Genomic DNA, 25,819 nt, shown 5'->3' with positions numbered 1-25,819 from the left:
GCCTTTATCCTATTGCCAATTTTAATGGCTCATGTCGAATTTTATCCCCCACTTTATGAAATTTGCTGAACTTGGGTATCTAATTTAGGGAACTTTTTATGGCTGATCTACCACTTAAACCTTCCACCTCTTCACCAGCGATTCGGCGAGGCTTGTTTATTCTGGCTGCCGATCTTTTGTTGTTTGTGGTGTTGCTGCAAACTTTGCCATTTAATGCCCAAGAGAATATGGGGCTGGCCTTGTTGGTATTTATCGGCATTTTGTGGCTGACTGAGGCGATACATATCACCATTACTGCGCTCTTGGTACCGATTATGGCGATCGGTATGGGGATCATGAATGTGGATAAGGCACTGGCGTCTTTTGCTAACCCCACCATTTTCCTGTTCTTCGGTGGTTTTGCGCTGGCTACTGCATTGCATATTCAGAAGATTGATCGGTTGATTGCCAATCGGCTGCTGCTGCTAGCTCGTGGCCGGATGTTGGTGGCTGCCTTGATGTTATTTGCCACTACGGCAGCACTTTCCATGTGGATCAGTAATACGGCGACGGCGGCCATGATGTTGCCGCTGGCGATGGGGATTTTGTCGAATCTTGACCGGGAGCGGGAACATAACACTTATGTTTTCCTGTTGTTAGGGATTGCTTACAGCGCCAGTATCGGTGGGCTTGGCACCATGGTTGGCAGCCCACCCAATGCCATTGCTGCCGCCCAGCTTGGGCTGGATTTTATGGGTTGGATGAAGTTTGGTATTCCGGTGATGCTGGTATTGATGCCGCTGATGGTGGGTACGCTCTATCTGATGTTGCGCCCCAGCCTGAACCACCAGTTCAGCATTAGCCTGGAAGAGTTCACCTGGAGCCCGTCACGTAAGATCACCCTGGGTATTTTTTTGCTTACCGTGGTGTGCTGGATTTTTAGTAGCTACATCAGTGCGGTTTTAGGGGGAATAAAACAGTTTGATACCGTGGTTGCGGTCGCGGCAGTGATCCTGATCGGTATCAGTGGGGTTGCCAGTTGGGCGCAAATCCAGCAGAACACCGAATGGGGCGTCTTGATGTTGTTCGGCGGTGGTTTGACGCTGAGTGTGATCTTGAGAGATACCGGTGCCAGTAAAGTGATGGCAGAAGGTATGGCAACCCTGTTTGGCAGCAGCCACTGGTTTATTATTATTCTGGCCGTTGCGGTATTTATTATCTTCCTGACTGAGTTTACCAGCAATACCGCCAGTGCTGCGCTGTTGGTGCCGATCTTTGCCACCGTTGCCGAAGCCTTGGGGATGCCCCCAGCACTGTTGACCATTGTGATCGGTATTGGGGCTTCCTGCGCCTTTATGCTACCGGTCGCCACGCCGCCCAATGCCATTGTTTATGGTACCGGGATGATACGCCAGAGTGAGATGGTCAAAGTCGGTTTCTGGCTCAATATTATATGTGTGCTGGTTGTCACCCTGTTCGCCTGGTTCGTCTGGCGTTAAGTTGTCGGGCAGCGCGGATTGCCTGCCCTGATCACAGGACGTACATCGCTGTGCGTCCTGATTATCTTCAGTAGATATCCGTATCAATCGCGGTGTTCCTGCCAAATGTCAGGCCGAGTAATCAGGCAACCTTTCCCACCACTTGATTCACCACAGTGAAAAACTGATTCGTTTCATCTCTTAAAATTTACTAATAACTATTTAGGGTGAACAACAAATTATTTCCATGTTGTTATTGCAGTGTTATTTTTGCGCGTGCGATGAACAGTGTAGACGAGTGAATGCCTACCTATCGCACCGTTTCCCCCCTAAGGATGTTGAAAATGAAAAAACAATTCTATAAAAGCCTTTATTTTCAAGTGTTAACTGCAATTACGTTAGGTGTCTTGCTCGGCCATTTCTACCCTGATCTTGGTGCTCAGATGAAACCGCTGGGTGATGGGTTTGTTAAATTAATTAAAATGATTATCGCCCCGGTGATCTTCTGTACCGTCGTGACTGGTATCGCAGGTATGGAGAGCATGAAATCGGTGGGCCGTACCGGCGCGATTGCGCTGTTGTACTTTGAAATTGTCAGTACTATTGCGCTATTGATCGGGCTGGTGATTGTGAATGTGGTACAACCGGGGGTGGGAATGAACGTTAACCCCGGTACACTGGATGCCAAATCGGTGGCGGTGTATGTCCAACAGGGGGCCGAACAGGGGATTGTCCCGTTTCTGCTGGATATTATTCCCGGCAGTGTGATTGGTGCGTTTGCCAGTGGCAATATCTTGCAGATATTACTGTTTGCCGTGTTATTCGGTTTTGCACTCCATCACTTGGGTGAAAAGGGGCAACTGATCTTTAACGTGATCGAAAGTTTCTCGCGCGTGATCTTTGGCATCATCAATATGATCATGCGTCTGGCACCGATAGGGGCGTTCGGTGCAATGGCATTCACTATCGGTAAGTATGGTGTGGGCACACTGGTACAACTTGGGCAATTGATCATCTGTTTCTATATTACCTGTGTGCTTTTTGTGGTGGTGGTGCTGGGCTCGATTGCCCGTTACACCGGTTTCAATATCTTCAAATTTATTCGTTATATCAAAGAAGAACTGCTGATTGTGCTGGGAACCTCTTCTTCCGAATCGGTACTCCCCCGCATGTTGGATAAAATGGAGAGACTGGGGTGCAAGAAATCGGTAGTGGGGTTAGTGATCCCGACTGGTTACTCCTTCAACCTTGATGGCACCTCAATCTACCTGACCATGGCCGCGGTATTTATCGCTCAGGCAACCAATACCCAGATGGATATCATTCATCAGGTGACATTGCTGGTGGTGTTATTGCTCTCTTCCAAGGGGGCGGCGGGCGTCACGGGCAGCGGTTTTATTGTGTTGGCCGCTACTATTTCGGCAGTGGGGCATTTACCCCTGGCGGGTTTGGCGCTGATTCTGGGGATTGACCGTTTTATGTCAGAAGCACGCGCATTGACCAATCTGGTGGGTAATGGTGTGGCGACGGTGGTGGTGGCTAAATGGTGCAAGCAACTTGACCAGCAGCAACTGAATCACGAACTCAACAACCCGGTAGCTCAACCAGAGCCAGTCAAGTCCACTCTCTGATTTTTCCTCGCTAGACCCCGGTTCATTCAAGTTGCAGCTTACCCCCTGCAGCTTGAGTGACAACAAAGTAGAGATTATTTTTCACATTGCTAAGTAACATCCATCAATATGCATGGTCTAACAACGTGGTACACTTTGTGCCTTGTGAAATTCAGGGCACAGCGACCCAGGTTATTCGATTGAAATCTGTATAAAAATTTGAAAAGTGATCAAGTAGGGGTTTACATGCAGGGTACCAGAATTCGTCTTTTAGTGGGTGGGCTGTTGTTGGTTGCGGCCAATAGTTGCGCGCTGGCTGAAGCACTACAACCGGATCCCGCCTGGCAGCAAGGGCAATTGGAAAATGGGTTTTCCTGGCAGATCCTTGATACACCACAGCGCCCGAGTGATCGGGTTGAATTGCGGCTGATGGTCAATACTGGCTCGCTGGTGGAGTCTTCCCAACAAGTGGGTTTTGCTCACCTGTTACCGCGTATTGCCGTAACGCGTAGCGAGAGTTTTACCCCGCCTCAGTTACGTTCGTTGTTACAGCAAGGCGTGGATAGTGACAAGCCATTCCCCCCCGCGATCAGTTCTTATGATTTCACCGTTTATAACCTGAGCCTGCCGAATAACCGCCCGGATCTGCTTAAAGAGGCGTTGGCCTGGCTTGCGGATACCACCGGTAAACTAGCGATAGACCAGCAAACTGTGGATGCGGTGATCAATAGCGATATGGATCCTATTGGCACCTACCCGCTGAATCCGCAAGATTCTTGGTGGCGTTATCGGCTGAAAGGTTCAACACTGTTGGCGCATGACCCAGGGCAACCGATTAAGCGGCCCGTAGATATTGAACAACTGAAGACATTTTACCAACAGTGGTATACCCCTGATGCCATGACGCTATACATCGTCGGTAAGGTGGATAGCCGCAGTTTGAGTGAACAGATCAATAAGGCTTTCTCGTCACTTAGTGGCAAACGCGAGACACCTGCCACCATGCCAACGTTAGCTGCGTTACCCGTCGATCCGGTCAGTTTCCCGAGCGATCAGGTGAAGCAGAGTACGCTGTCAATTATGTGGGATACCCCTTGGCATCCTATTCGTGATTCGCAAAGCCTGAATCGTTACTGGCGTAGTGATATCGCCCGTGAAGCCTTGTTCTGGCATATTCAGCAGGTGTTGCAGAAGAACGGGCAGAAAAATATTCAACTAGGGTTTGATTGTCGCGTACTGTATCAACTAGCTCAGTGTGCAATCCATCTCAACTCCCCTAACAGTGACCTGAACAACAGCTTGGCGGTGATTGCCCGCGAATTGGCCAATGTGCGTAAAAATGGTTTCTCTGCGCAGGAATTCACGGCATTGCAGGGGCTGAAGACTGAGCAGCTCAACAAACTGTTTACCACCTATGCACGTACTGATACTGACGTATTGATGAGCCAACGCTTGCGTTCACAGCAAAGTGGTGTGGTGGATATCGCCCCTGAGCAGTATCAGCAGTTGCGCCAGGCGTTTTTGGCTTCATTAACGCTGGAAGCGCTCAATCAGGAACTGAAACTGCAATTGTCACAAGATGCTACCCTGGTGTTGCTGCAACCCAAGGGGGAGCCGGAAATGAACATGAAGCAGTTACAGGACATTTATAATGGCATCATGACACCGGGCCAAGTGCCCCATGAAGAGGTCAAACCGGTTGAAGCCGTGAAAGCGACCGCCGCAGAAACCCACCTGCAGTAATCTATATTCATGCAGGCTGCAGGGGATATTCTTGCAGCTGCATGATGACTAATCGCCATCTCGCCGCTCCTTTCTGCTACAATTTCGCCCCCAATCATCTTGAGCAATAAGTCACCATGCGATTAAACCCCAGCCAACAACACGCAGTGGAGTTCGTTACCGGACCTTGTCTGGTGCTGGCCGGTGCCGGTTCCGGCAAGACGCGGGTGATCACCAATAAAATCGCCCATTTGATCCAGCAATGTGGTTATCAGGCCCGGCAAATTGTGGCGGTGACCTTCACCAACAAAGCCGCGCGGGAGATGAAAGAGCGCGTGGCACACACCATGGCACGCAAAGAGGCCCGTGGCCTGATCATCTCGACGTTCCACACGTTAGGTCTTGAGGTGATCAAACGCGAATATGCCGCTTTGGGGATGAAATCCAACTTCTCGTTGTTTGATGATCAGGATCAGTTGGCGCTATTGAAAGAACTGACTGAGAAATGGCTGGAAAATGACAAAACGCTGGTGGCGCAGCTTATTTCCACCATCTCCAACTGGAAGAATGACCTGGTGGACCCGACACAGGCCATGGGGTTGGCTCGCTCTGAGCGTGACAAGTTGTTTGCCCATTGCTATGGGTTGTATGAGACCCATATGAAGGCCTGTAACTTATTGGATTTTGACGATCTGATCCTGCTGCCGACCTTACTGCTACAGCGTAATCAGGAAGTGCGTGAGCGCTGGCAGAACCGAATCCGTTATCTGTTGGTGGACGAGTATCAGGATACCAACACCAGCCAGTATCAACTGGTGAAATTGCTGGTGGGTAACCGCGCGCGTTTTACCGTGGTGGGGGATGATGACCAGTCTATTTACTCTTGGCGTGGTGCCCGCCCACAAAATCTGGTGTTGCTGAGGGAGGATTTCCCCCAATTGCAGGTGATTAAACTGGAGCAAAACTACCGTTCCAGCGAACGTATCCTGAAAGCTGCCAATATCCTGATTGCCAATAATCCCCATGTGTTTGAAAAACGGCTTTTTTCCGAGTTGGGTTACGGCGAAGAACTGAAAGTGATCACCGCCAACAATGAAGATCATGAGGCGGAACGGGTGGTGGGTGAGCTGATTGCCCACCACTTTATCAAGAAGACCCACTACGGTGATTATGCCATTCTCTATCGAGGCAACCATCAGTCGCGGGTGTTTGAAAAAATGCTGACGCAAAACCGCATCCCGTACAAAATTTCAGGGGGGACTTCCTTCTTCTCGCGCCCTGAGATCAAGGATTTGCTGGCCTATCTGCGCGTGTTGACCAACCCCGATGATGACAGTGCCTTTTTGCGTATCGTCAACACCCCTAAGCGCGAGATTGGCCCGGCATCACTGCAAAAATTGGGGGAGTGGGCCAACCAGCGCAATAAAAGCCTGTTTAACGCCAGTTTTGATCTCGGCTTGGGCCAACACTTGACTGGCCGTGGTTTGGAATCATTACAGCGCTTTACCCACTGGATGGCAGAAATAGCGCAAAGGGTGGAACGTGAACCACTGATGGCGGTGCGTGACCTGCTTCGGGGCGTGGATTACGAAAGCTGGCTATTTGAAACCTCCCCCAGCCCGAAAGCGGCTGAAATGCGCATGAAAAACGTCAACACGCTGTTTGGTTGGATGAGCGAAATGCTGGAAGGTAGCGAACTGGATGAACCGATGACCCTGACCCAGGTGGTGACGCGCTTTACCCTGCGCGACATGATGGAGCGGGGGGAAGGTGATGAAGATCTGGATCAGGTACAACTGATGACGCTACATGCTTCCAAGGGGCTTGAATTCCCCTATGTGTTCTTGGTGGGGATGGAAGAGGGGCTGTTGCCCCACCAAAGTAGCATTGATGAGGACAATATCGACGAAGAGCGCCGTCTGGCTTATGTCGGCATCACCCGCGCGCAGAAAGAGCTGATTTTTACTTTATGTCGTGAACGCCGCCAATACGGTGAGTTAGTGCGCCCAGAACCCAGCCGCTTCCTGTTGGAATTGCCACAGGATGATCTCGCTTGGGAGAGCGAGCGCAAAGTGCTGAGCCCACAAGAGCGGATGCAGAAAGGGCAAAGCCATTTGGCGAATGTAAAAGCGATGCTAGCGAAGGCCAAAGGGGGATAAAGTCAGGCGATAGTGAGTCAGCTTCTATTCTATCAGGCGATGCAAACTAATCTTGCTCATCCAATAATAGCGGCCAATGGGCATTGCCCTGCCAGCGGCTTTCTTGTTCCAGTGCTTCAGCACCCAATGGGTGTTGGCCTAACCAGCCATGGGGCAAAATTACATGCAGCTCTTGCTGATTAGCCCGTAAGCGTACCGCAGGTAGGGTGTCGTCGCGGCGGCGGCTGGCAAAGATGATCGCTAGACGCAGAATGCGACACAGATGCTGTGCCATCTCGGCGGGCACGGCGTTTTGTTGGCTTAACAGTGACAGGTCAAGAGCATTGCACTGGTTTTGCAACAAGGTGGCCAACAGCTTTTTCTGTGCTGGGGTAAAGCCGGGCAAATCAAGGTGGCGCACCAGATAGGCCGCGTGTTGCGGCGCTTGTTTGAAATCGACACTTAGGCCAATTTCATGGAGCAGGCAGGCCGCTTGCAGTAACTCACGGCAGCGAGTATCCAACGGCCATTGGTTGGCAGTCTGCAAACAGAAGTTCGCCGCCAACTGGTTCACGCGCTCACCCTGCTCGATATCCAGCAGATAACGGCGTTGCAGATTGCGCAGTGTCCGGCTGCGAATATCTTTGTCCACCGGTAAATGCAACATGCCGTACACTAAGCCTTCACGCAGTGCACCGCCTGCCAGCATCATGCTTTCAATGTTTAATTCTTGGAAAATAGCCAGCAGGATGGACAGGCCACTGGGGAATACCAGCGCACGCTCTAGCGTCAACCCTTCAATTTCCAGCTCTTCCAATTTGCCACATTGAATGGCGCGCTGTTTTAGTTGGCGTAGTTTGGGTAGGGTAATGCATTCGTCCATTCCCTGGGCAACCATAATTTCTTGCAGTGCCTGCACCGTGCCAGAGGCACCAACACAAATCTGCCAACCATGCTGCCGCAGTTGTGGCGCGATGGGGCGCACCATCTCACGGGCTGCCAACTCCGCCGCTTCAAAGTTATCCCGCTCCAGGTCGCGGTTACTGAAAAAACGCTCAAGCCAGGTAACGCACCCCATCGGCAGGCTATAAAGTTGATCTGCCTGCGCGGCGGTACCCACCACCAGTTCAGTACTGCCGCCGCCAATATCCACCACCAAGCGCTGTTCAGGCCCACCGGTGGTATGGGCGACCCCGTGATAGATCAACCTTGCTTCTTCTTCGCCGGTGATCACTTGTATTGGGCAGCCGAGAATGGCTTCGGCGGTGTGTAGAAATTCGCTGGCATTGTTTGCCAGGCGCAACGTGGCGGTGGCCACCACGCGCATCTGTTCGCGTGGGATATCTTGTAAGCGTTCGGCAAATAACCGCAGGCACTGCCAGCCACGCTGCATCGCTTCTTGGGAGAGATGGTTGTTTTGGCCCAAGCCCGCCGCCAAGCGCACTTTACGCTTGATACGCGCCACGGTCTGGATACTGCCAGCCACCTCACGCACCACCAACATATGGAAACTGTTAGAACCTAGGTCGATGGCGGCATAGAGGGTGCTGGATGTGGGCATAGTGATTGGTCAGCTTGTGCGTTTACGGTGATTACGTGGCGCATTACCACGGCGGGGTGCACTACCACGGCGCTGGCCATTGCTGCCTCTTGGGCGCATTAGGCGCTTCGGTGCCGGCAAATCACTCATTAACGCCTCACTATTGTATTTACTCACCGGAATGCTGTGGCCGGTATAGGTCTCAATGGCGGGCAGGTTAAGGGCATACTCTTCACAGGCCAGGCTGATGGAGTGACCACTTTCCCCGGCGCGGCCAGTACGGCCAATACGGTGTACGTAGTCTTCACAGTCATCCGGCAGATCGTAGTTGAATACATGGGTCACCAACGGGATATGCAAGCCACGGGCTGCTACATCGGTTGCCACCAGGATATCCAGGTTGCCCTTGGTGAAGTCATCAAGAATACGCAGGCGCTTTTTCTGCGCTACATCACCGGTCAATAAACCAACACGGTGACCATCAGCAGCCAGATGGCCCCAGATCTCTTCACAGCGGTGTTTGGTATTGGCGAAAATAATACAGCGATCAGGCCACTCTTCTTCAAGCAGTGTCTGCAACAGGCGCATTTTTTCTTCGTTGGAAGGGTAGAACAGCTCCTCTTTAATGCGGTGACCGGTTTTTTGCTCCGGCTCCACTTCCACATATTCGGCGTTGTTCATTTGTTCAAAGGCCAGTTCACGCACGCGATAGGACAAAGTGGCGGAAAAAAGCATATTCAGCCGTTGATTGACGCTAGGCATGCGGCGGAATAACCAACGAATATCCTTGATAAAGCCCAGATCGTACATCCGGTCAGCTTCATCAAGTACCACAACCTGGATTGCCCCCAGGTCAATATAGTTCTGCTTGGCATAATCAATTAAACGCCCGGTGGTGCCAACCAGGATATCTACCCCGTCTTGCAACACCTTCAACTGCTTATCGTAGCCATCACCCCCATAGGCCAAGCCCAGTTTCAGCCCGCTTGATTGTGACAGGGCTTCAGCATCGGCATGGATCTGTACCGCCAGCTCACGGGTGGGCGCCATGATCAAGGCTCGTGGCTGGTTGGTTTGGCGATCTTCTTTTGCCGGGTGGGTTAACAAATAGTGAAAAGTAGACGCTAAAAATGCCAGCGTCTTTCCGGTACCGGTTTGCGCCTGACCTGCAACGTCGCGCCCACTGAGAGTGAGCGGCAATGCTAACGCCTGAATGGGCGTGCAGTGGTAAAACCCTTTTTTCTCAAGGGCTTCAAGGACTAACGGGTGCAGGGCGAAGTCGGAAAACTTCTGTTCGGTCAAGTGTGTTTTGCTCATAGTGTGTTAGAATATCAGCTAACTGTTGCTTTACGAAAGCATATCCGTTGAAATAAACACGGTGAAATAGACCCAAGTGCATTCAAGCTGTCATCAGAAGGGCAGTATATACTCTGGTGAGCTGACATAAATAGTCAGTGCTCCGGGCGTATACACCTAGCCAACATTGGCAACTTGAATAGAGACGGGTATAAAATCGCCTGAGTTGGTTAATGCTACACCAACAAGGTAGACATGATCCTGTGGAGTAGAATATGAGCGATAAAATTATTCACCTGACTGACGATAGCTTTGATTCTGATGTGCTGAAAGCCGAAGGGCCAATCTTGGTCGATTTCTGGGCTGAATGGTGTGGTCCGTGCAAGATGATTGCCCCGATCCTGGATGAGATTGCTGAAGAATTCGCTGGCAAGCTGACTATTACCAAGCTGAACATTGATCAAAACCCGGCTACCGCCCCGAAGTATGGCATCCGTGGTATTCCTACGCTGTTGTTGTTCAAGAATGGTGAAGTGGCGGCGACTAAAGTGGGTGCGTTGTCCAAGAGTCAGCTCAAAGATTTTCTGAGCGCGAATCTGTAAGCGGGGGGCATACCCAGGTTCCATCAGAGGTTGCAGCCAATAGTGCTGTAGCTGACATGGCGATGGGTATCTACCCAGTGCAGGCGTCTGGCAGCGGATTTACTGCTAGACGCCCGCCAAGAAGCGTGTTAAGTTTAACCACACTGCATATAGAACTTACCTGAAGTATTAAATCTAAAGAGTCTGAATCTAAGCTTTATGTCGAATCATCGGCCTTGTCATTTGACTGTGAATTTAGCCTACGTTTTGACAATCAAGCGGTTTTGCAAAATCAGTTTTTAAAGCACCTTTGATCATCAACTGCCAGTGCTTATGTCCCGTGTAAGGTGTTTCTTACCTCGATGTTTAATGGTTTTAGTGATCGACTGTGCAGTAACAGGCACGAATATCTAATGCATTTCAAGCTGTAGCAAAGCGGCAACCCAACCACCCTGAATGACTGTGTGAGTGAGTCCTGCCAGTTTGAAAAGCAACGGGTAAAATACGCTGCCATACCATTCACGTTACAAGTTCGAGATATACCCCGAGTTTAAGAACCTCTACTATGAATCTTACCGAATTAAAGAATACGCCGGTTTCTGAGTTGATTACTCTTGGCGAAAATATGGGGCTGGAAAACCTGGCCCGTTTGCGTAAACAGGACATTATCTTCTCTATACTTAAGCAACATGCGAAAAGTGGGGAAGATATCTTCGGCGATGGTGTGTTGGAGATACTGCAGGATGGGTTTGGTTTCCTCCGTTCTGGAGATAGTTCCTACCTCGCAGGCCCTGATGATATCTACGTTTCTCCCAGCCAAATCCGCCGTTTCAATCTCCGCACTGGTGACACCATTTCCGGTAAGATTCGTCCACCTAAAGAAGGTGAGCGCTATTTTGCCTTGTTGAAAGTGAATGAAGTCAACTACGACAAGCCGGAAAACGCCCGCAACAAGATCCTATTCGAAAACCTGACACCGCTGCATGCTAACTCGCGTTTGCGTATGGAGCGTGGCAATGGGTCTACTGAAGATCTCACCGCGCGGGTGCTGGATTTGGCAGCACCGATTGGCCGTGGTCAACGTGGTTTGATTGTCGCGCCACCCAAGGCCGGTAAGACCATGCTGCTGCAGAATATTGCCCAGAGCATTGCTTACAATCACCCCGATTGTGTGTTGATGGTGTTGCTGATCGACGAACGTCCGGAAGAAGTGACCGAGATGCAGCGCCTGGTGAAAGGGGAAGTGATCGCCTCTACGTTTGACGAGCCTGCTTCACGTCACGTACAAGTAGCGGAAATGGTGATCGAGAAGGCCAAGCGCTTGGTAGAACATAAAAAGGATGTGATCATTCTGCTTGATTCCATTACTCGTCTGGCACGCGCCTACAACACCGTGGTACCTGCTTCAGGCAAGGTGTTGACCGGTGGTGTGGATGCCAATGCCTTGCACCGTCCCAAGCGTTTCTTCGGTGCCGCACGTAACGTTGAAGAGGGCGGCAGCCTGACCATCATCGCTACGGCACTGGTTGATACCGGTTCTAAAATGGATGAAGTTATCTACGAAGAGTTTAAAGGCACCGGTAACATGGAACTGCACCTGGCACGTAAAATTGCCGAGAAGCGTGTCTTCCCTGCTATTGATTACAACCGTTCCGGTACCCGTAAAGAAGAGCTGCTTACCACTTCGGAAGAGCTGCAAAAAATGTGGATCCTGCGGAAAATCATTCATCCGATGGGTGAGATTGATGCAATGGAGTTCCTCATTAATAAATTGGCGATGACCAAAACCAATGATGAATTCTTCGATATGATGAAGCGTTCATGATTGGGTGAGTAAAAAAGTTGTCGAACGCCATGCCTAGTCATGGCGTTTTTTGCTTTTGGCGGATACGATAAGCAAGAGTAATAACTAAGTGAGCTACCCTGATGACTTACTGAGACTTCGTCTGATTTGCACTTATCACCTTAAGGTGATGAGTGCAAATGTATGAAGACATGTCTATTGTCATAGGAATTGACTGAAAAGGTTGCTGGGTGATGATAGTGGTGCCATTTTTACTCATGCTAAGCTACCTTATCTTTTTTTAGAGATTCGTTAACCGTGAACATACTCACTATGAGTACTGAAATCCTTTTTGTTTTTCTGTTTTCTTTGGCTTTTTTGTTTGTTGCCCGCAAGGTAGCAAAGCGCATTGGTTTGGTTGATAAGCCGAATTATCGGAAACGTCATCAGGGCCTAATCCCGCTGGTTGGGGGGATTTCTGTTTATGCTGGCCTGTGTTTCGCTTTCTTGATCACCGATGTACCGATTGTGCACAGCAAGCTCTACCTCGCTTGTGCGGGTGTGTTGGTGTTCGTTGGGGCGCTGGATGATCGTTTTGATATTAGTGTCAAAATTCGAGCCACCGTGCAGGCCCTGGTTGGAGTGGCGATGATGCTGTTCGCCGACCTCTATCTGCATAGCCTCGGCCAGGTATTTGGTAACTGGGAAATGCTGCTGGGTCCGTTTGGCTACCTGGTGACCCTGTTCGCCGTTTGGGCGGCGATCAACGCCTTTAACATGGTGGACGGCATTGATGGTTTGCTGGGTGGACTCTCCTGCGTGTCATTTGGTGCTATGGGGATTCTGCTCTATCAAAGTGGCAACAATGAGCTCGCCTTTTGGTGCTTTGCCATGTTGGCCGCCATTGTCCCTTATATTTTACTGAATCTGGGTGTTCTTGGCCGCCGCTATAAAGTATTTATGGGGGATGCGGGCAGCACGCTGATTGGTTTTACCGCTATCTGGTTACTGTTGCAAAGTTCGCAAGGGGAAAACCATCCCATTAGGCCAGTGACGGCACTCTGGATTATTGCCATTCCTTTGATGGATATGATTGCCATCATGTATCGTCGCCTGCGCAAGGGGATGAGCCCATTCTCACCTGATCGTCAACACATCCATCACCTGATTATGCGGGCCGGTTTTACGCCGCGTCAGGCCTTTGTTTTGATCACGTTGGCTGCGGCAATCCTGGCAGCGATAGGTATTATCGGCGAACGGCTAAGTTTCATTCCGGAATGGGTGATGTTGGTGCTGTTTTTGCTAGCATTCTTTTTTTATGGCTATTGCATTAAACGTGCGTGGCGTGTTGCTCGTTATATCAAACGTATCAAGCGCCGTATTCGTAATTCAATGCACAACAAGCAAGTACCTTAACCTGAGGCTTTAGGGCAGTGATGATTTCTGAAACAACGTCTGATAAGAGTGCTACGGTGGTCGACAACGAACTGGATATTCGCGGTCTGTGCTCTACCCTGTGGCGCGGTAAAAAATGGATTATTGGTTTTGCGCTGCTATTTGCTGTGGTCGCACTGCTTGTCTCCTATCTGGTAAAGCAGGAGTGGAGCGCCACCGCAATCACTGACAAGCCAACAGTTAATTCGTTGGGGGGATATTACTCTCAGCGACAATTTCTGCGTAATCTTGATGTGCGCACCATGCCCGCAGTGGCGGGTGAGCAGCCAGGGATTGCCGATGAAGCCTATAATGAATTCATCATGCAGTTGGCCGCCTATGACACACGTCGCGAATTCTGGTTACAAAATGATTATTACAAACAGCGTCAGAAAGGGGATGCACGCGCCGATGCGGCGTTGTTAGATGAGCTGATTAACAATATTCAGTTCACCCCTCGTGATGATAAAAAAGTACTCAATGACAACGTGAAGTTAACGGCAGAAACTGCCGCTGACTCTAATCAATTGTTGCGCCAGTATGTGGATTTTGCCAGCCACCGTGCGGCACAGCATTTGAATGAAGATATTCAGGGCGCTTGGGCTGCGCGTACTACCGCTATGAATGCCCAGGTCAAACGTCAGGAAGCGGTGGCAGATGCGGTTTATCAACGTGAGCTCAAGAGTGTCCAGCAAGCACTGAAAATTGCTGAGCAACAAGGGATTAACCGTGCTCAGACCAATATTCCGGCAGAACAGCTACCCGATTCTGACCTTTTCATGCTGGGTAAACCGACGCTTCAAGCGCGTCTGGAAGGGTTACAGGCATCAGGTCCAACCTATGATCTCGATTATGACCAAAATCGGGCCATGCTGACCACCTTGCATGCTGGCCCGACGCCAGATACTAATTTTCAGACATTCCGCTATCTGCGTACACCAGAAGAGCCGGTGAAACGTGACAGCCCACGCCGGGTATTCTGGTTGATTATGTGGGGGGCGATTGGTAGCTTGGTGGGTGCTGGTGTGGCTTTGGTGCGTCGGCCTCGCAGTTGAGATAAAAGAAAGTTGAAATAAAAGAGCGTTAAAATAAGCATGTCCTAGGGAGTTCAGGCGGCTATTCAGGTTGTTGCAGCTTGAAGGATAGCGGGATTTTATTGACGGACACATCTACCCAAGTTCAATGAAGTTGCAGGTAGGCAGCAAACGAGAGACAAATCGGTCATCACCGATTTGAACAGCACTCGTGCTGGCCCGAAGGGTGAACCTCAGAGATGAGGTTCATTCATCCCGATGAGCTTACATGGGTAAGTGATTCGGGTGCACGAGCGTAGCCCACACCGCTGCAGCTTTATTGATGACGGGGATAAGTGCCCCATTTGCAGGTTTGCCTGCAGTTTACAGACCAAAAGAGATTCGCTGTGAAAGTGTTGACTGTTTTTGGTACCAGGCCGGAAGCCATCAAAATGGCTCCTTTGGTACATGCTCTGGCTCAGGACGAAGCCTTTGAATCTAGAGTCTGCGTTACGGCACAGCATCGTGAGATGTTGGATCAGGTATTGCGGTTGTTTGAAATCGTACCTGATTATGATCTGAATATTATGAAACCGGGCCAGGGGCTGAGTGAAATCACTTGCCGTATCCTGGAAGGGTTAAAAGGCGTGCTGGAAGATTTCAAACCGGATGTGGTGCTGGTTCATGGTGATACGACGACGACCATGAGCACCAGTCTGGCGGCATTTTATCAGCGTATTCCGGTGGGGCATGTCGAGGCAGGATTGCGCACGGGGGATCTCTATTCCCCTTGGCCAGAAGAGGCCAACCGTAAATTAACCGGTCATTTGGCGATGTACCATTTCGCGCCGACGGAAAATTCGCGTCAAAACCTGCTGCGTGAGTCACTGAGTGATGACCATATTATCGTAACTGGTAATACAGTGATTGATGCGTTGTTTTGGGTACGTGACCGCGTTATGTCTGACGCCACCCTGCGTAATAGTCTTGAACAGCGCTACCCTTTCCTGGATGCCAATAAGAAGTTGATCCTGGTGACTGGGCACCGCCGTGAAAGTTTTGGTGGCGGTTTTGAGCGTATTTGCAGCGCACTGGCAGAGATCGCGCGCCAGCACCCAGAGGTGCAGGTGGTCTATCCGGTGCACTTGAACCCGAACGTCAGTGAGCCAGTCAACCGCATTTTGAAAGGTATCGAAAACGTCATTCTTATCGACCCGCAAGACTACCTGCCTTTTGTTTATCTGATGACTCACGCTTATCTGATCCTGACCGACTCGGGTGGTATTCAGGAAGAGGCTCCTTCACTGGGTAAACCGGTGTTAGTGATGCGTGATACCACTGAGCGACCGGAAGCGGTGGATGCCGGCACGGTGCAATTGGTAGGAACAGATGTAGCCAGAATTGTTGATGCGGTTACCCGGTTACTGACAGATGACAACGCCTATCATGCCATGAGCCGGGCGCATAACCCTTACGGTGACGGGCATGCCTGCCAGCGTATCCTCGAAGCTTTAAAGAATCATCAGGTGACACTATGAGTTTTAACACGATTTCAGTTATTGGCTTGGGTTATATCGGCTTGCCAACAGCGGCGGCGTTTGCTTCCCGCAAGAAAAAAGTGGTGGGTGTAGATGTTAACCAACATGCGGTGGATACCATTAACCGTGGTGCGATCCATATTGTCGAACCCGATCTGGACCGCGTAGTGAAGACGGCGGTTGAAGGGGGTTACTTACAAGCGGTGAATAAACCCCTACCCGCAGATGCGTTTCTGATTGCGGTACCCACGCCATTTAAAGGGGATCATGAGCCCGATTTAGCCTATGTGGAAGCCGCGGCGAAATCACTGGCGCCGGTACTGAAAAAAGGCGATTTGGTGATCCTGGAGTCTACTTCCCCGGTAGGTGCGACTGAGCAGGTGGCATTGTGGCTGGCGCAGGCGCGCAGTGACCTCAGTTTCCCTCAGGATGCCGGTGAACAAGCCGATGTTAACATTGCCTATTGTCCAGAGCGTGTGTTGCCCGGGCAGGTGATGGTGGAACTGATCCAGAATGACCGCGTGATCGGCGGGATGACGCCGAAGTGCTCTGAGCGTGCGAGTGAGTTGTACAAAATCTTCTTGGAAGGTGAGTGTGTAATCACTAACTCTCGCACCGCCGAAATGTGTAAATTGACTGAAAACAGTTTCCGCGACGTTAACATTGCTTTTGCCAACGAACTTTCACTGATCTGTGCTGATCAGGGCATCAATGTATGGGAGCTGATCCGCTTGGCTAACCGCCATCCACGGGTTAATATTTTGCAGCCTGGTCCTGGTGTCGGTGGGCACTGTATCGCCGTTGACCCTTGGTTTATCGTGGCGCAGAACCCGCAGCAGGCCCGTTTGATCCATACTGCCCGGTTGGTTAACGATGGTAAGCCACACTGGGTGGTTGATCGCGTCAAGACGGCGGTGGCAGATTGTCTGGCAGCCACCAACAAGCGCGCCAATGAAGTGAAAATTGCCTGTTTTGGTCTGGCGTTCAAACCGAATATTGATGATTTGCGTGAAAGCCCAGCGGTTGAAGTGGCTCATCTGATTGCTGACTGGCATGTGGGTGAAACGTTAGTCGTAGAGCCCAATGTGGAGCAATTGCCAAAATCTTTGGCCGGTCATGTGACTTTGAAAACCCTTGCCGAGGCTTTGCAGCAGGCAGATATTGTCGTGATGTTGGTTGATCACAAAGAGTTCAAGGCGATTAAACCGCAAGAGGTTAAACAGTCTTGGGTCGTTGATACTAAAGGAGTTTGGCGTTGAAACGTATTCTGGTTACCGGCGGAGCCGGTTTTATCGGCTCTGCCGTAGTAAGACACATTATCAATGGTACGGCAGATAGCGTAGTGGTGGTGGATAAGCTAACGTATGCCGGTAATCTGGATTCAGTGGCGGTAGTGGCGGATGATGCGCGCTATGCTTTTGAGCAGGTGGATATTTGTGACCGGCCTGCACTTGACCGGGTGTTTGCGCAATACCAACCCGATTTAGTGATGCACCTGGCGGCTGAAAGCCATGTGGACCGTTCTATTGATGGCCCAGCCGCGTTTATCGAAACCAACGTAGTGGGTACTTACACTTTGTTGGAAGCGGCCCGCCATTATTGGCAAGGTCTGGCGGAAGAGAAAAAACCGGCTTTCCGTTTCCACCATATCTCTACCGATGAAGTGTATGGTGATCTGCATGGTACGGACGACTTGTTTACCGAAACCACGCCTTATGCACCAAGCAGCCCTTACTCTGCCTCTAAAGCATCCAGCGACCATCTGGTGCGTGCCTGGTTGCGTACTTATGGTTTGCCCACTGTGGTCACCAATTGTTCCAATAATTATGGCCCTTACCATTTTCCTGAGAAGCTGATCCCATTGGTGATCCTAAACGCGATTGCGGGTAAACCCTTGCCGGTTTATGGCAATGGCGCACAGGTGCGTGACTGGTTGTATGTGGAAGACCATGCTCGGGCGTTGTATCAGGTGGTCAAAGAGGGTGTAGTAGGGGAAACCTACAATATCGGTGGGCATAACGAACGTAAGAATCTCGAGGTGGTGCACACGATTTGCGATCTATTGGAAGAGTTGGCACCGAACAAACCACAAGGTGTGGCTAAATATCGCGATTTGATCACTTACGTCAAAGATCGCCCCGGCCATGATATGCGCTATGCCATTGATGCCAGCAAGATCGAACGTGAGTTGGGTTGGCGCCCACAGGAAACCTTTGAAAGCGGTATCCGCAAAACGGTCTCTTGGTATCTGAACAACGAAACCTGGTGGCGTCGGGTACAAGACGGCTCCTATGCTGGGGAACGTTTAGGGCTGAGCCAGTAACCTCCTCCTCGTTTTTCAAGCAATCTTGTGGTTGGTTGTATTACCTGGCCCATTGATGGGCTAGGTCATTAAGCTGATTACAGTTTAATAACCTATGACTAAAAGGACTTTCGCAGTGCGAAGGTGAGTCAAGGAGTCAAGATGAAAGGTATTGTTCTTGCTGGCGGTTCGGGAACGCGTTTGCACCCGATTACGCGCGGTGTCTCCAAGCAGTTGCTGCCTATCTATGATAAGCCGATGATCTATTATCCAATCTCGGTGCTGATGCTGGCCGGGATCCGCGATATTCTGATTATTTCTACCCCTGAAGATCTACCTTCGTTCCGCCGTTTACTCGGTAGTGGTGCGGAGTTTGGCATCAACCTGAGTTACGCCGAACAGCCTAGCCCAGACGGACTGGCGCAAGCCTTTCTGATCGGTGAAGAGTTTATCGCTGGGGAACCGAGCTGCCTGGTGTTGGGTGATAACATTTATTTTGGCCAGGCCTTTAGCCCGAAACTGAAAAACGTGGTCAATAACCTGCATGGTGCCACGGTATTTGGTTATCAGGTGATGGACCCAGAGCGCTTTGGTGTGGTGGAGTTTGATGACCAGTTCCGTGCGCTGTCAATTGAAGAGAAACCCCTCGAGCCCAAATCCAACTGGGCGGTCACTGGCCTCTATTTTTATGATAATCAGGTGGTGGACTTCGCCAAGCAGGTGAAACCTTCGCCCCGTGGCGAGTTGGAAATCACCACCATCAACCAGATGTATCTGGAGCGCGGGCAATTAAGTGTTGAGCTGCTAGGCCGAGGCTTTGCCTGGCTTGATACCGGTACTCATGACAGTCTGATCGAAGCCAGTACCTTTGTACAAACTGTGGAAAAGCGCCAAGGGTTTAAGGTCGCCTGTCTGGAAGAGATCGCTTGGCGTAATGGTTGGCTGGATGATGAAGGTGTCAAACGTGCTGCATTGGCATTAGCCAAAACCGGCTATGGCAAATATTTGCTGGATTTACTCCATGTCCGTCCACGCCAATATTGAGCCTTTGGGCTGGGAAAGCGAATTTTTCCATATCAACAGTGCCAAACTGGATTTTTCTGAGGTGGCACCACCGCTGGTGCCCGCTGAGCTGGATGCTTATGCCCTGGTTCAGGCTAAAATTCCGGCGTCGCGTCTTGATTTAGCCGATGGGCTGGCCGGTTTGGGTTTTCGCTTGGCGGAGGGCGAAGTTGATCTGGTGCTAGAAGTTGGCATGGAAAGTGCTTCATTATTACCGGCAGTGCGCATGGCTCAAGTGGAGGATATTCCCTTGCTGCGCCAGGCAGCGACGAACGTATTTGCTGCCAGCCGTTTCCGTACCCCTTGGTACGGGGAGCAAGACAGTGGGCGGTTTTACGCCACCTGGATTGAGAAAGCGGTGCTGGGTACCTTTGATCATCAGTGCTTATTGGTGCTGGGAGAGGGGGGCGAACCAGAAGGATTTGTCAGCCTGCGTGATATTGGCCAACAACAGGCCCGTATTGGTTTGCTGGCGGCATTTCCACATCAACAAGGAAAGGGGACCGGTTCACGGCTAATGGTAGCTGCGATCAATTGGTGCCAGCAGCAACGGCTGCCGCGCCTGTGGGTTGCGACTCAAATAAGTAATACCGCCGCGTTACGGCTCTATCAACGGCACGGTGCCACTATACAAAGCACCGCGTATTGGTTCTATAGAGGTTTACATGATTCCATTTAATGCACCACCGGTTGTTGGCACTGAACTTGATTATATGCAGGCAGCGATGAGCAGCGGCAAGCTGTGTGGCGATGGTGGTTTTACTCGTCGTTGCCAGCAATGGATGGAACAACATTTCGTCAGCCCGAAAGTATTGCTGACCCCTTCTTGTACTGCATCACTGGAGATGGCAGCCATACTGCTGAATATCCAACCTGGTGATGAAGTGATCATGCCAAGCTACACCTTTGTGTCGACAGCTAATGCGTTTGTATTGCGTGGTGCAGTGCCAGTATTTGTTGATTTGCGTCCAGACACCATGAACATCGATGAAACCAAGATCGAAGCAGCGATCACTGACAAGACCCGCGCCATTGTCCCTATGCACTATGCCGGTGTGGCTTGTGAGATGGACACCATTATGGCGCTGGCGAAGAAATACAACCTGTTCGTGGTAGAAGATGCCGCACAGGGGGTGATGTCGACTTACAAAGGTAAAGCGCTGGGGACTATTGGGCATATTGGTTGCTTCAGCTTCCATGAAACCAAGAACTACACCGCCGGTGGTGAAGGTGGTGCAACCCTGATTAACGATCCTGTGTTGATTGATCGTGCGGAAGTTATCCGTGAGAAAGGCACCAACCGTAGCCAGTTTTTCCGTGGTCAGGTAGATAAATACACTTGGCGTGATATCGGTTCCAGCTATTTGATGTCAGACCTACAGGCGGCTTATCTGTGGGCACAACTGGAAGCGGCTGAAGAGATTAATCAGCGTCGCCTCAAGCTGTGGCATAACTATTATGATGCATTCAAACCTTTGGCAGACGCCGGGCGCATTGTGTTACCGAGCGTGCCAGAAGATTGTGTACAGAATGCCCATATGTTCTATATCAAACTGCAAGATATGCAGCAGCGTACCGCGTTTATCAATTATCTGAAAGAAGCAGAGATCATGTCGGTATTCCACTATCTCCCACTGCATAGCTGCCCGGCGGGTGAGATGTTTGGTCGCATGGCGGGTGAAGATCGTTTCACTACTCAAGAGAGCGAACGCCTGGCGCGCCTGCCACTGTTCTACAACATGACTGATGTTAACCAACGCACGGTAATCAATACCATCCAGAGTTTCTTCGCCTGATATGTCACTGGCAAAAGCATCAATCTGGACTGCCGGGTCCACGCTGATAAAAATAGGCGTGGGTTTGGTGGTGATTAAAATGCTGGCGGTGACCTTTGGCCCCAGTGGTGTCGGGTTGGCGGGTAACTACCGCCAACTGATTACCGTGCTGGGAGTGCTGTCCGGAGCCGGTATTTTTAACGGCATCACCAAGTATGTTGCCGAATATCACCATGATCCCCAGCGCTTAAAAAAAGCGGTGGGGACGGCATCGACGATTGTGCTGGGCTTTTCAACGTTACTGGCGCTGATATTTCTGTTGGCCGCCGAGCCTATCAGCCGTGCGTTGTTCGATCATACTAAGTATGTGAATGTCGTGCGCGCGGTGGCATTTATCCAGATGGGGATCGCTTACGCCAACCTGTTTTTGGCGATCATTAAAGGCTACCGCGATGCCATGGGTAATGCCCTGGCGGTGATCGCCGGTAGCTTTATTGGTGTGCTGGCGTTCACTTTATGCCTCTGGGTGGGCGGATATGCCGGCGCCTTGACCGGGTTGGCCTTGGTCCCCGCGTTGGTGGTGTTGCCTGCTGGCTTTATCCTTTGGCGGCGTAAGGCGCTGCCGCTGCATTATCTGGCTCTGGCCTGGGATAAAGCTTTGGCGAGCCACCTGGGCAAATTTACCATTATGGCGTTGATCACCTCGGTGACCCTGCCGGTGGCCTATGTGATGATGCGTAACCTGCTGGCAGCGCACTACAGTTGGGATGACGTGGGGATTTGGCAAGGGGTGAGTAGTATCTCTGATGCTTACTTGCAGTTTATTACCGCCTCTTTTACGGTTTATTTGTTGCCGACATTGTCGCGCTTGCAGGAAAAGCACGCCATTTCGCAGGAAATTATCCGTTCACTGAAGTTTGTCTTGCCTGCGGTGGCCGCCGCCAGCTTTACCGTCTGGCTGTTACGTGATTTTGCCATCTGGTTACTGTTCTCACCCCAGTTCATCGCTATGCGTGATCTGTTTGCCTGGCAACTGGTGGGGGATGTGTTGAAAGTGGGCGCTTACGTTTTCGGTTATCTGGTGATCGCCAAAGCGTCACTGCGTTTCTATATTCTGGCAGAAGTCACCCAGTTTATATTGCTGACGCTGTTTTCCCACTGGCTAATCCCATTGCATGGTCCGTTGGGTGCAACACAGGCTTATATGGCAACCTATATAGTGTATTTCGCGCTTTGTAGCGGCGTATTTATTCTTTATCGTAGACGAGTATGATGACACTGATCCACGTACTGGGCTCTGATATCCCCCATCATAATCAGACGGTGCTGCGCTTTTTCAATGATGTGCTGGCAGAGCGTCTACCCGCTGAACAGGTACGCCATTTTATGGTGGCAGCCAAAGATGCCGACGCATTGGGGCATTATCCCAAGTTGGATATCGAGGTTTTGCCGGATAAGAAAAGCCTGGCTGCGGCGGTGATTGCCCGCGCTCAAGCCAGCCGTGATAACCGTTTCTTTTTCCATGGGCAATTTAATGCCGCGCTGTGGTTAGCATTGCTCAGTGGCAAGATTAAAGCACATCAGGTGAGCTGGCATATCTGGGGAGCCGACCTGTATGAAAATGCCACTCACTGGAAATTCCGTCTGTTCTACCTGCTGCGGCGTATTGCCCAAGGGCGCGTGCACCATGTTTTTGCGACGCGGGGAGATTTAAATCACTACCGGCAACGCCATGGGCGGGTTCCTGGCTCGTTGCTCTATTTCCCTACGCGGATGGACCCAAGCCTGACGGGGATTGAGGTCAACAAAAAGAGTGCCGGACCGATGACCATTCTGCTGGGCAACTCCGGTGATAAAACTAATCGCCATATCGAAGCGCTACAGGCTATCCATCAGCAATTTGGCACGGATGTGCAGGTGATTATCCCCATGGGATATCCCGCCAATAATCAGGCCTATATTGAGCAAGTGCGTGCCGTTGGGGTGAAATTGTTTGGTGAACAGCATCTACAACTGCTGACTCAACAGGTGGCGTTTGATGATTATCTCAATATCTTGCGTGAATGCGATCTCGGTTACTTTATCTTTGACCGCCAGCAAGGTATAGGTACGTTATGTCTGCTGATTCAGTTTGGCGTGCCGTTTGTATTGAGTCGTAACAACCCGTTCTGGCAGGATTTGGCTGAACAGCATTTGCCGGTACTGTTTTATGGTGATCCGTTGAATGAAACCGTCATCCGTGAGGCGCAACGCCAACTGGCCACCTTGGATAAACAAGCCATTGCCTTTTTTAATCCGAACTATGTTGATGGCTGGCAGCAGGCTCTGGCGCTGGCAGCAGGAGAAAACCCATGACCCTGGCGCAGTTTGGTGGGTTGTTTGTCGTCTATTTGATTGGCGCGCTGTTTGTCCTGTTCCTGACATATCAGGAATTTCGGCGTGTGCGATTTAACTTTAATGTCTTTTTTTCCCTGCTCTATCTGTTGACGTTTTACTTCGGTTTTCCACTGACCTGCCTGCTGGTTTTCCAGTTTGATGTGGCGGTGGTCCCGGTAGAATATCTGTTGTATGCCATTCTTTCCGCCACCAGCTTTTATGCGATTTACTACGTTAGCTACAAGACGCGGTTGCGTAAACGTAGCAAACAACAGTCGCATAAGCCGCTGTTTACCATGAACCGTGTGGAAACCAACCTGACCTGGATACTGTTGGCCTTGGTGGCCATGGGCACCGTTGGCATCTTCTTTATGCAGAACGGCTTCCTATTATTCAAACTTAATTCCTATAGCCAGATTTTCTCCAGCGATGTGGCGGGAGTAGCGCTTAAGCGTTTCTTCTATTTTTTCATCCCGGCGATGCTGGTGGTCTATTTCCTTAAACAGGATCTGCGCGCCTGGTTTGCTTTCCTGGTGGCGACGGTTGCCTTTGGTATTCTGACCTACGTGGTGGTGGGGGGGACCCGCGCCAACATCATTATCGCTTTCTCATTGTTCCTGTTTATCGGCATTGTGCGTGGCTGGATTTCGTTGTGGATGCTGGTGGCGGCCGGGGTGTTCGGTATTGTCGGTATGTTCTGGCTGGCGTTGAAACGCTACAGCCTGGATGTCCGTGGTGCGGAGGCACTCTATACTTTCCTTTACCTGACACGAGATACGTTCTCACCCTGGGAAAACTTGGCATTATTATTGCAAAATTACGACAAGATTGATTTTCAGGGGCTGGCACCGATTGCCCGTGATTTTTACGTTTTCATTCCTACTTGGCTATGGCCTGGGCGGCCGGACTTGGTGCTGAATACCGCCAACTACTTTACCTGGGAAGTGCTGGATAACCATTCCGGGTTGGCGATCTCCCCGACCTTGATTGGGTCACTGGTGGTGATGGGCGGTTGGTTGTTTATCCCGCTGGGTGCCGTGGCGGTGGGGTTGATTATCAAGTGGTTTGATTGGTTGTATGAGCTGGGCAGAAATGAGCAGAACCGCTATAAAGCGGCTATTTTGCAGGGGTTCTGTTTTGGTGCGGTGTTCAATATCATCGTGTTGGCGCGTGAGGGGGTAGATTCCTTTGTCTCGCGCGTGGTGTTCTTCTGTATTATTTTTGGTGCTTGTCTGGTATTGGCAAAATTACTGTACTGGCTGTTTGATGCTGCTGGGCTGATTAAAGCCCGCGTGATGCGTAAGCGTAGGTTGGCGGCGACTGCCAACTCTCTTCTGCAAAGGAAAGAGTAACAATGGAAGCAAACATTTCGGTTCCTAACTATGAGCTACGTGGTTTTAGCTTATGGGGATTTCGTGATATGGCACAATGTATGGATTTTTTGTTTGAGGGTGGTCAGGTCAAGCAAGGCACTCTGGTGGCGATGAATGCTGAAAAAATCCTGAATGCGGAAACCGATCCGGCACTGCATGGACTGCTTGACCAGGCAGAATATAAATACGCAGATGGTATCAGTATCGTGCGTTCGATCCGCCGTAAATATCCTGGTGCGCAGGTTTCCCGCGTGGCGGGGGCGGATTTGTGGGAAGCTATGATGCAACGGGCCGGGCAGGAGGGCACACCGGTGTTTCTGGTAGGGGGTAAACCAGAAGTATTGGCGGAAACCGAGCAAAAGCTGCGTAACCAATGGAATGTTAATTTGGTGGGGAGCCAGGACGGTTACTTCAAGCCGGAACAGCGGGAAGCGCTGTTCGAACGCATTCGTGACAGTGGCGCGGCGATTGTCACTGTGGCTATGGGGTCGCCAAAACAGGAGATCCTGATGCGTGACTGCCGTGAGGTACATCCACAAGCGTTGTATATGGGCGTAGGCGGTACTTACGACGTGTTTACTGGTCATGTAAAGCGTGCCCCTAAGGTTTGGCAAGATCTTGGTTTGGAGTGGCTTTACCGCTTGCTCAGCCAACCAAGCCGTATTCGCCGTCAGTTGCGGTTGCTGAAATTTGTCGGTTATTACTATAGCGGCAAGATGTGAGCCCCTATTGGGCTTACCTCTTGTTTGTGGTTGTTTGTGGTTGTTTGCGGGTATGAGGTGGGGAACCCAGGCAGCTAAAAAAGCCTTGAAGGGGCCT

20 protein-coding genes are annotated in these 25,819 nt (G+C 50.8%); 18 read left to right on the top strand and 2 right to left on the bottom strand.

From position 1 onward, the window contains the following. Positions 1-98 precede the first annotated feature (98 nt). From ACX9GV_RS17105 to rep, 4 genes are all read left to right on the top strand, one after another. On the top strand, positions 99-1,478 hold the full coding sequence (locus tag ACX9GV_RS17105; protein WP_023490489.1) for an SLC13 family permease: 1,380 nt from the start codon (positions 99-101) through the stop codon (positions 1,476-1,478). 323 nt (positions 1,479-1,801) lie between these two features. Further along, positions 1,802-3,088 (top strand): dicarboxylate/amino acid:cation symporter, encoded by a 1,287-nt coding sequence (locus ACX9GV_RS17100; protein ID WP_473196314.1) that lies wholly within the window; start codon positions 1,802-1,804, stop codon positions 3,086-3,088. Positions 3,089-3,313: 225 nt separating this feature from the next. After that, positions 3,314-4,810, top strand: a complete 1,497-nt coding sequence (locus ACX9GV_RS17095) for a M16 family metallopeptidase (RefSeq protein ID WP_473196313.1) — start codon at positions 3,314-3,316, stop codon at positions 4,808-4,810. Between the two features lie 116 nt (positions 4,811-4,926). Next, complete coding sequence (gene rep / locus ACX9GV_RS17090) at positions 4,927-6,948, top strand: DNA helicase Rep (RefSeq protein ID WP_473196312.1); 2,022 nt, start codon at positions 4,927-4,929, stop codon at positions 6,946-6,948. Positions 6,949-6,994: 46 nt separating this feature from the next. Here rep and ppx read toward each other — a convergent pair whose 3' ends face one another. Both ppx and rhlB read right to left on the bottom strand, forming a co-directional pair. Next, positions 6,995-8,488 (bottom strand): exopolyphosphatase, encoded by a 1,494-nt coding sequence (gene ppx / locus ACX9GV_RS17085; RefSeq protein WP_473196311.1) that lies wholly within the window; start codon positions 8,486-8,488, stop codon positions 6,995-6,997. 9 nt (positions 8,489-8,497) lie between these two features. Further along, positions 8,498-9,784, bottom strand: coding sequence for an ATP-dependent RNA helicase RhlB (gene rhlB / locus ACX9GV_RS17080; protein WP_023490484.1), 1,287 nt, complete (start codon positions 9,782-9,784; stop codon positions 8,498-8,500). Between the two features lie 254 nt (positions 9,785-10,038). Between rhlB and trxA the strand changes: the two genes are divergently transcribed. From trxA to wecG, 14 genes are all read left to right on the top strand, one after another. Then, positions 10,039-10,365, top strand: a complete 327-nt coding sequence (gene trxA / locus ACX9GV_RS17075; protein WP_023492843.1) for a thioredoxin TrxA — start codon at positions 10,039-10,041, stop codon at positions 10,363-10,365. Positions 10,366-10,909: 544 nt separating this feature from the next. Next, entirely contained in the window at positions 10,910-12,169 is a 1,260-nt protein-coding gene (rho, locus tag ACX9GV_RS17070) for a transcription termination factor Rho (RefSeq protein WP_021181558.1), read from the top strand. A gap of 276 nt (positions 12,170-12,445) precedes the next feature. Then, complete coding sequence (gene wecA / locus ACX9GV_RS17065; protein ID WP_152554885.1) at positions 12,446-13,543, top strand: UDP-N-acetylglucosamine--undecaprenyl-phosphate N-acetylglucosaminephosphotransferase; 1,098 nt, start codon at positions 12,446-12,448, stop codon at positions 13,541-13,543. A gap of 20 nt (positions 13,544-13,563) precedes the next feature. Next, complete coding sequence (gene wzzE, locus ACX9GV_RS17060) at positions 13,564-14,616, top strand: ECA polysaccharide chain length modulation protein (RefSeq protein WP_023489389.1); 1,053 nt, start codon at positions 13,564-13,566, stop codon at positions 14,614-14,616. Between the two features lie 365 nt (positions 14,617-14,981). After that, positions 14,982-16,112 (top strand): non-hydrolyzing UDP-N-acetylglucosamine 2-epimerase, encoded by a 1,131-nt coding sequence (gene wecB / locus ACX9GV_RS17055; RefSeq protein ID WP_473196310.1) that lies wholly within the window; start codon positions 14,982-14,984, stop codon positions 16,110-16,112. After that, the gene (wecC, locus tag ACX9GV_RS17050) at positions 16,109-17,371 is read left to right on the top strand and encodes a UDP-N-acetyl-D-mannosamine dehydrogenase (RefSeq protein WP_473196309.1); all 1,263 of its coding nucleotides are present in this window, start codon (positions 16,109-16,111) and stop codon (positions 17,369-17,371) included. Before wecB ends, wecC begins: the two co-directional genes overlap by 4 nt. Continuing rightward, the gene (gene rffG / locus ACX9GV_RS17045; protein WP_473196308.1) at positions 17,368-18,435 is read left to right on the top strand and encodes a dTDP-glucose 4,6-dehydratase; all 1,068 of its coding nucleotides are present in this window, start codon (positions 17,368-17,370) and stop codon (positions 18,433-18,435) included. The genes wecC and rffG overlap by 4 nt, the downstream gene beginning before the upstream one ends. Before the next feature lie 141 nt (positions 18,436-18,576). After that, positions 18,577-19,458: a glucose-1-phosphate thymidylyltransferase RfbA gene (gene rfbA / locus ACX9GV_RS17040; RefSeq protein ID WP_023489393.1), complete on the top strand. Its 882-nt coding sequence runs from the start codon at positions 18,577-18,579 to the stop codon at positions 19,456-19,458. Beyond that, positions 19,436-20,155 carry a dTDP-4-amino-4,6-dideoxy-D-galactose acyltransferase gene (gene rffC / locus ACX9GV_RS17035; RefSeq protein ID WP_473196307.1) on the top strand — a complete coding sequence of 240 codons (720 nt, stop codon included), beginning with the start codon at positions 19,436-19,438 and terminating at the stop codon, positions 20,153-20,155. Before rfbA ends, rffC begins: the two co-directional genes overlap by 23 nt. Further along, positions 20,142-21,272 (top strand): dTDP-4-amino-4,6-dideoxygalactose transaminase, encoded by a 1,131-nt coding sequence (rffA, locus tag ACX9GV_RS17030; protein ID WP_023489395.1) that lies wholly within the window; start codon positions 20,142-20,144, stop codon positions 21,270-21,272. Before rffC ends, rffA begins: the two co-directional genes overlap by 14 nt. Position 21,273: 1 nt before the next feature. Further along, a complete protein-coding gene (gene wzxE / locus ACX9GV_RS17025; protein WP_473196306.1) occupies positions 21,274-22,524 on the top strand; it encodes a lipid III flippase WzxE in 1,251 nt (416 codons plus the stop codon). Further along, on the top strand, positions 22,521-23,606 hold the full coding sequence (locus tag ACX9GV_RS17020; RefSeq protein ID WP_473196305.1) for a TDP-N-acetylfucosamine:lipid II N-acetylfucosaminyltransferase: 1,086 nt from the start codon (positions 22,521-22,523) through the stop codon (positions 23,604-23,606). Before wzxE ends, ACX9GV_RS17020 begins: the two co-directional genes overlap by 4 nt. Continuing rightward, the gene (wzyE, locus tag ACX9GV_RS17015; protein WP_023489398.1) at positions 23,603-24,979 is read left to right on the top strand and encodes an ECA oligosaccharide polymerase; all 1,377 of its coding nucleotides are present in this window, start codon (positions 23,603-23,605) and stop codon (positions 24,977-24,979) included. Before ACX9GV_RS17020 ends, wzyE begins: the two co-directional genes overlap by 4 nt. 2 nt (positions 24,980-24,981) lie before the next feature. Further along, complete coding sequence (wecG, locus tag ACX9GV_RS17010; protein WP_473196304.1) at positions 24,982-25,722, top strand: lipopolysaccharide N-acetylmannosaminouronosyltransferase; 741 nt, start codon at positions 24,982-24,984, stop codon at positions 25,720-25,722. The last annotated feature ends 97 nt before the right edge of the window (positions 25,723-25,819 follow it).

This window comes from Serratia sp. 25CWL12 (genome assembly GCF_055790885.1).
The sequence above is the reverse complement of the archived record's forward strand: the minus strand, read 5'-3'. Positions and strand labels throughout refer to the sequence as shown.

Coding starts and splice junctions, on each gene's coding strand:
- ACX9GV_RS17105 (WP_023490489.1), top strand. CDS start 99: ATGGCTGATCTACCACTTAAACCTTCCACCTCTTCACCAGCGATTCGG.
- ACX9GV_RS17100 (WP_473196314.1), top strand. CDS start 1,802: ATGAAAAAACAATTCTATAAAAGCCTTTATTTTCAAGTGTTAACTGCA.
- ACX9GV_RS17095 (WP_473196313.1), top strand. CDS start 3,314: ATGCAGGGTACCAGAATTCGTCTTTTAGTGGGTGGGCTGTTGTTGGTT.
- rep (WP_473196312.1), top strand. CDS start 4,927: ATGCGATTAAACCCCAGCCAACAACACGCAGTGGAGTTCGTTACCGGA.
- ppx (WP_473196311.1), bottom strand. CDS start 8,488: ATGCCCACATCCAGCACCCTCTATGCCGCCATCGACCTAGGTTCTAAC.
- rhlB (WP_023490484.1), bottom strand. CDS start 9,784: ATGAGCAAAACACACTTGACCGAACAGAAGTTTTCCGACTTCGCCCTG.
- trxA (WP_023492843.1), top strand. CDS start 10,039: ATGAGCGATAAAATTATTCACCTGACTGACGATAGCTTTGATTCTGAT.
- rho (WP_021181558.1), top strand. CDS start 10,910: ATGAATCTTACCGAATTAAAGAATACGCCGGTTTCTGAGTTGATTACT.
- wzzE (WP_023489389.1), top strand. CDS start 13,564: ATGATTTCTGAAACAACGTCTGATAAGAGTGCTACGGTGGTCGACAAC.
- wecC (WP_473196309.1), top strand. CDS start 16,109: ATGAGTTTTAACACGATTTCAGTTATTGGCTTGGGTTATATCGGCTTG.
- rfbA (WP_023489393.1), top strand. CDS start 18,577: ATGAAAGGTATTGTTCTTGCTGGCGGTTCGGGAACGCGTTTGCACCCG.
- rffC (WP_473196307.1), top strand. CDS start 19,436: ATGTCCGTCCACGCCAATATTGAGCCTTTGGGCTGGGAAAGCGAATTT.
- rffA (WP_023489395.1), top strand. CDS start 20,142: ATGATTCCATTTAATGCACCACCGGTTGTTGGCACTGAACTTGATTAT.
- wzxE (WP_473196306.1), top strand. CDS start 21,274: ATGTCACTGGCAAAAGCATCAATCTGGACTGCCGGGTCCACGCTGATA.
- ACX9GV_RS17020 (WP_473196305.1), top strand. CDS start 22,521: ATGATGACACTGATCCACGTACTGGGCTCTGATATCCCCCATCATAAT.
- wzyE (WP_023489398.1), top strand. CDS start 23,603: ATGACCCTGGCGCAGTTTGGTGGGTTGTTTGTCGTCTATTTGATTGGC.
- wecG (WP_473196304.1), top strand. CDS start 24,982: ATGGAAGCAAACATTTCGGTTCCTAACTATGAGCTACGTGGTTTTAGC.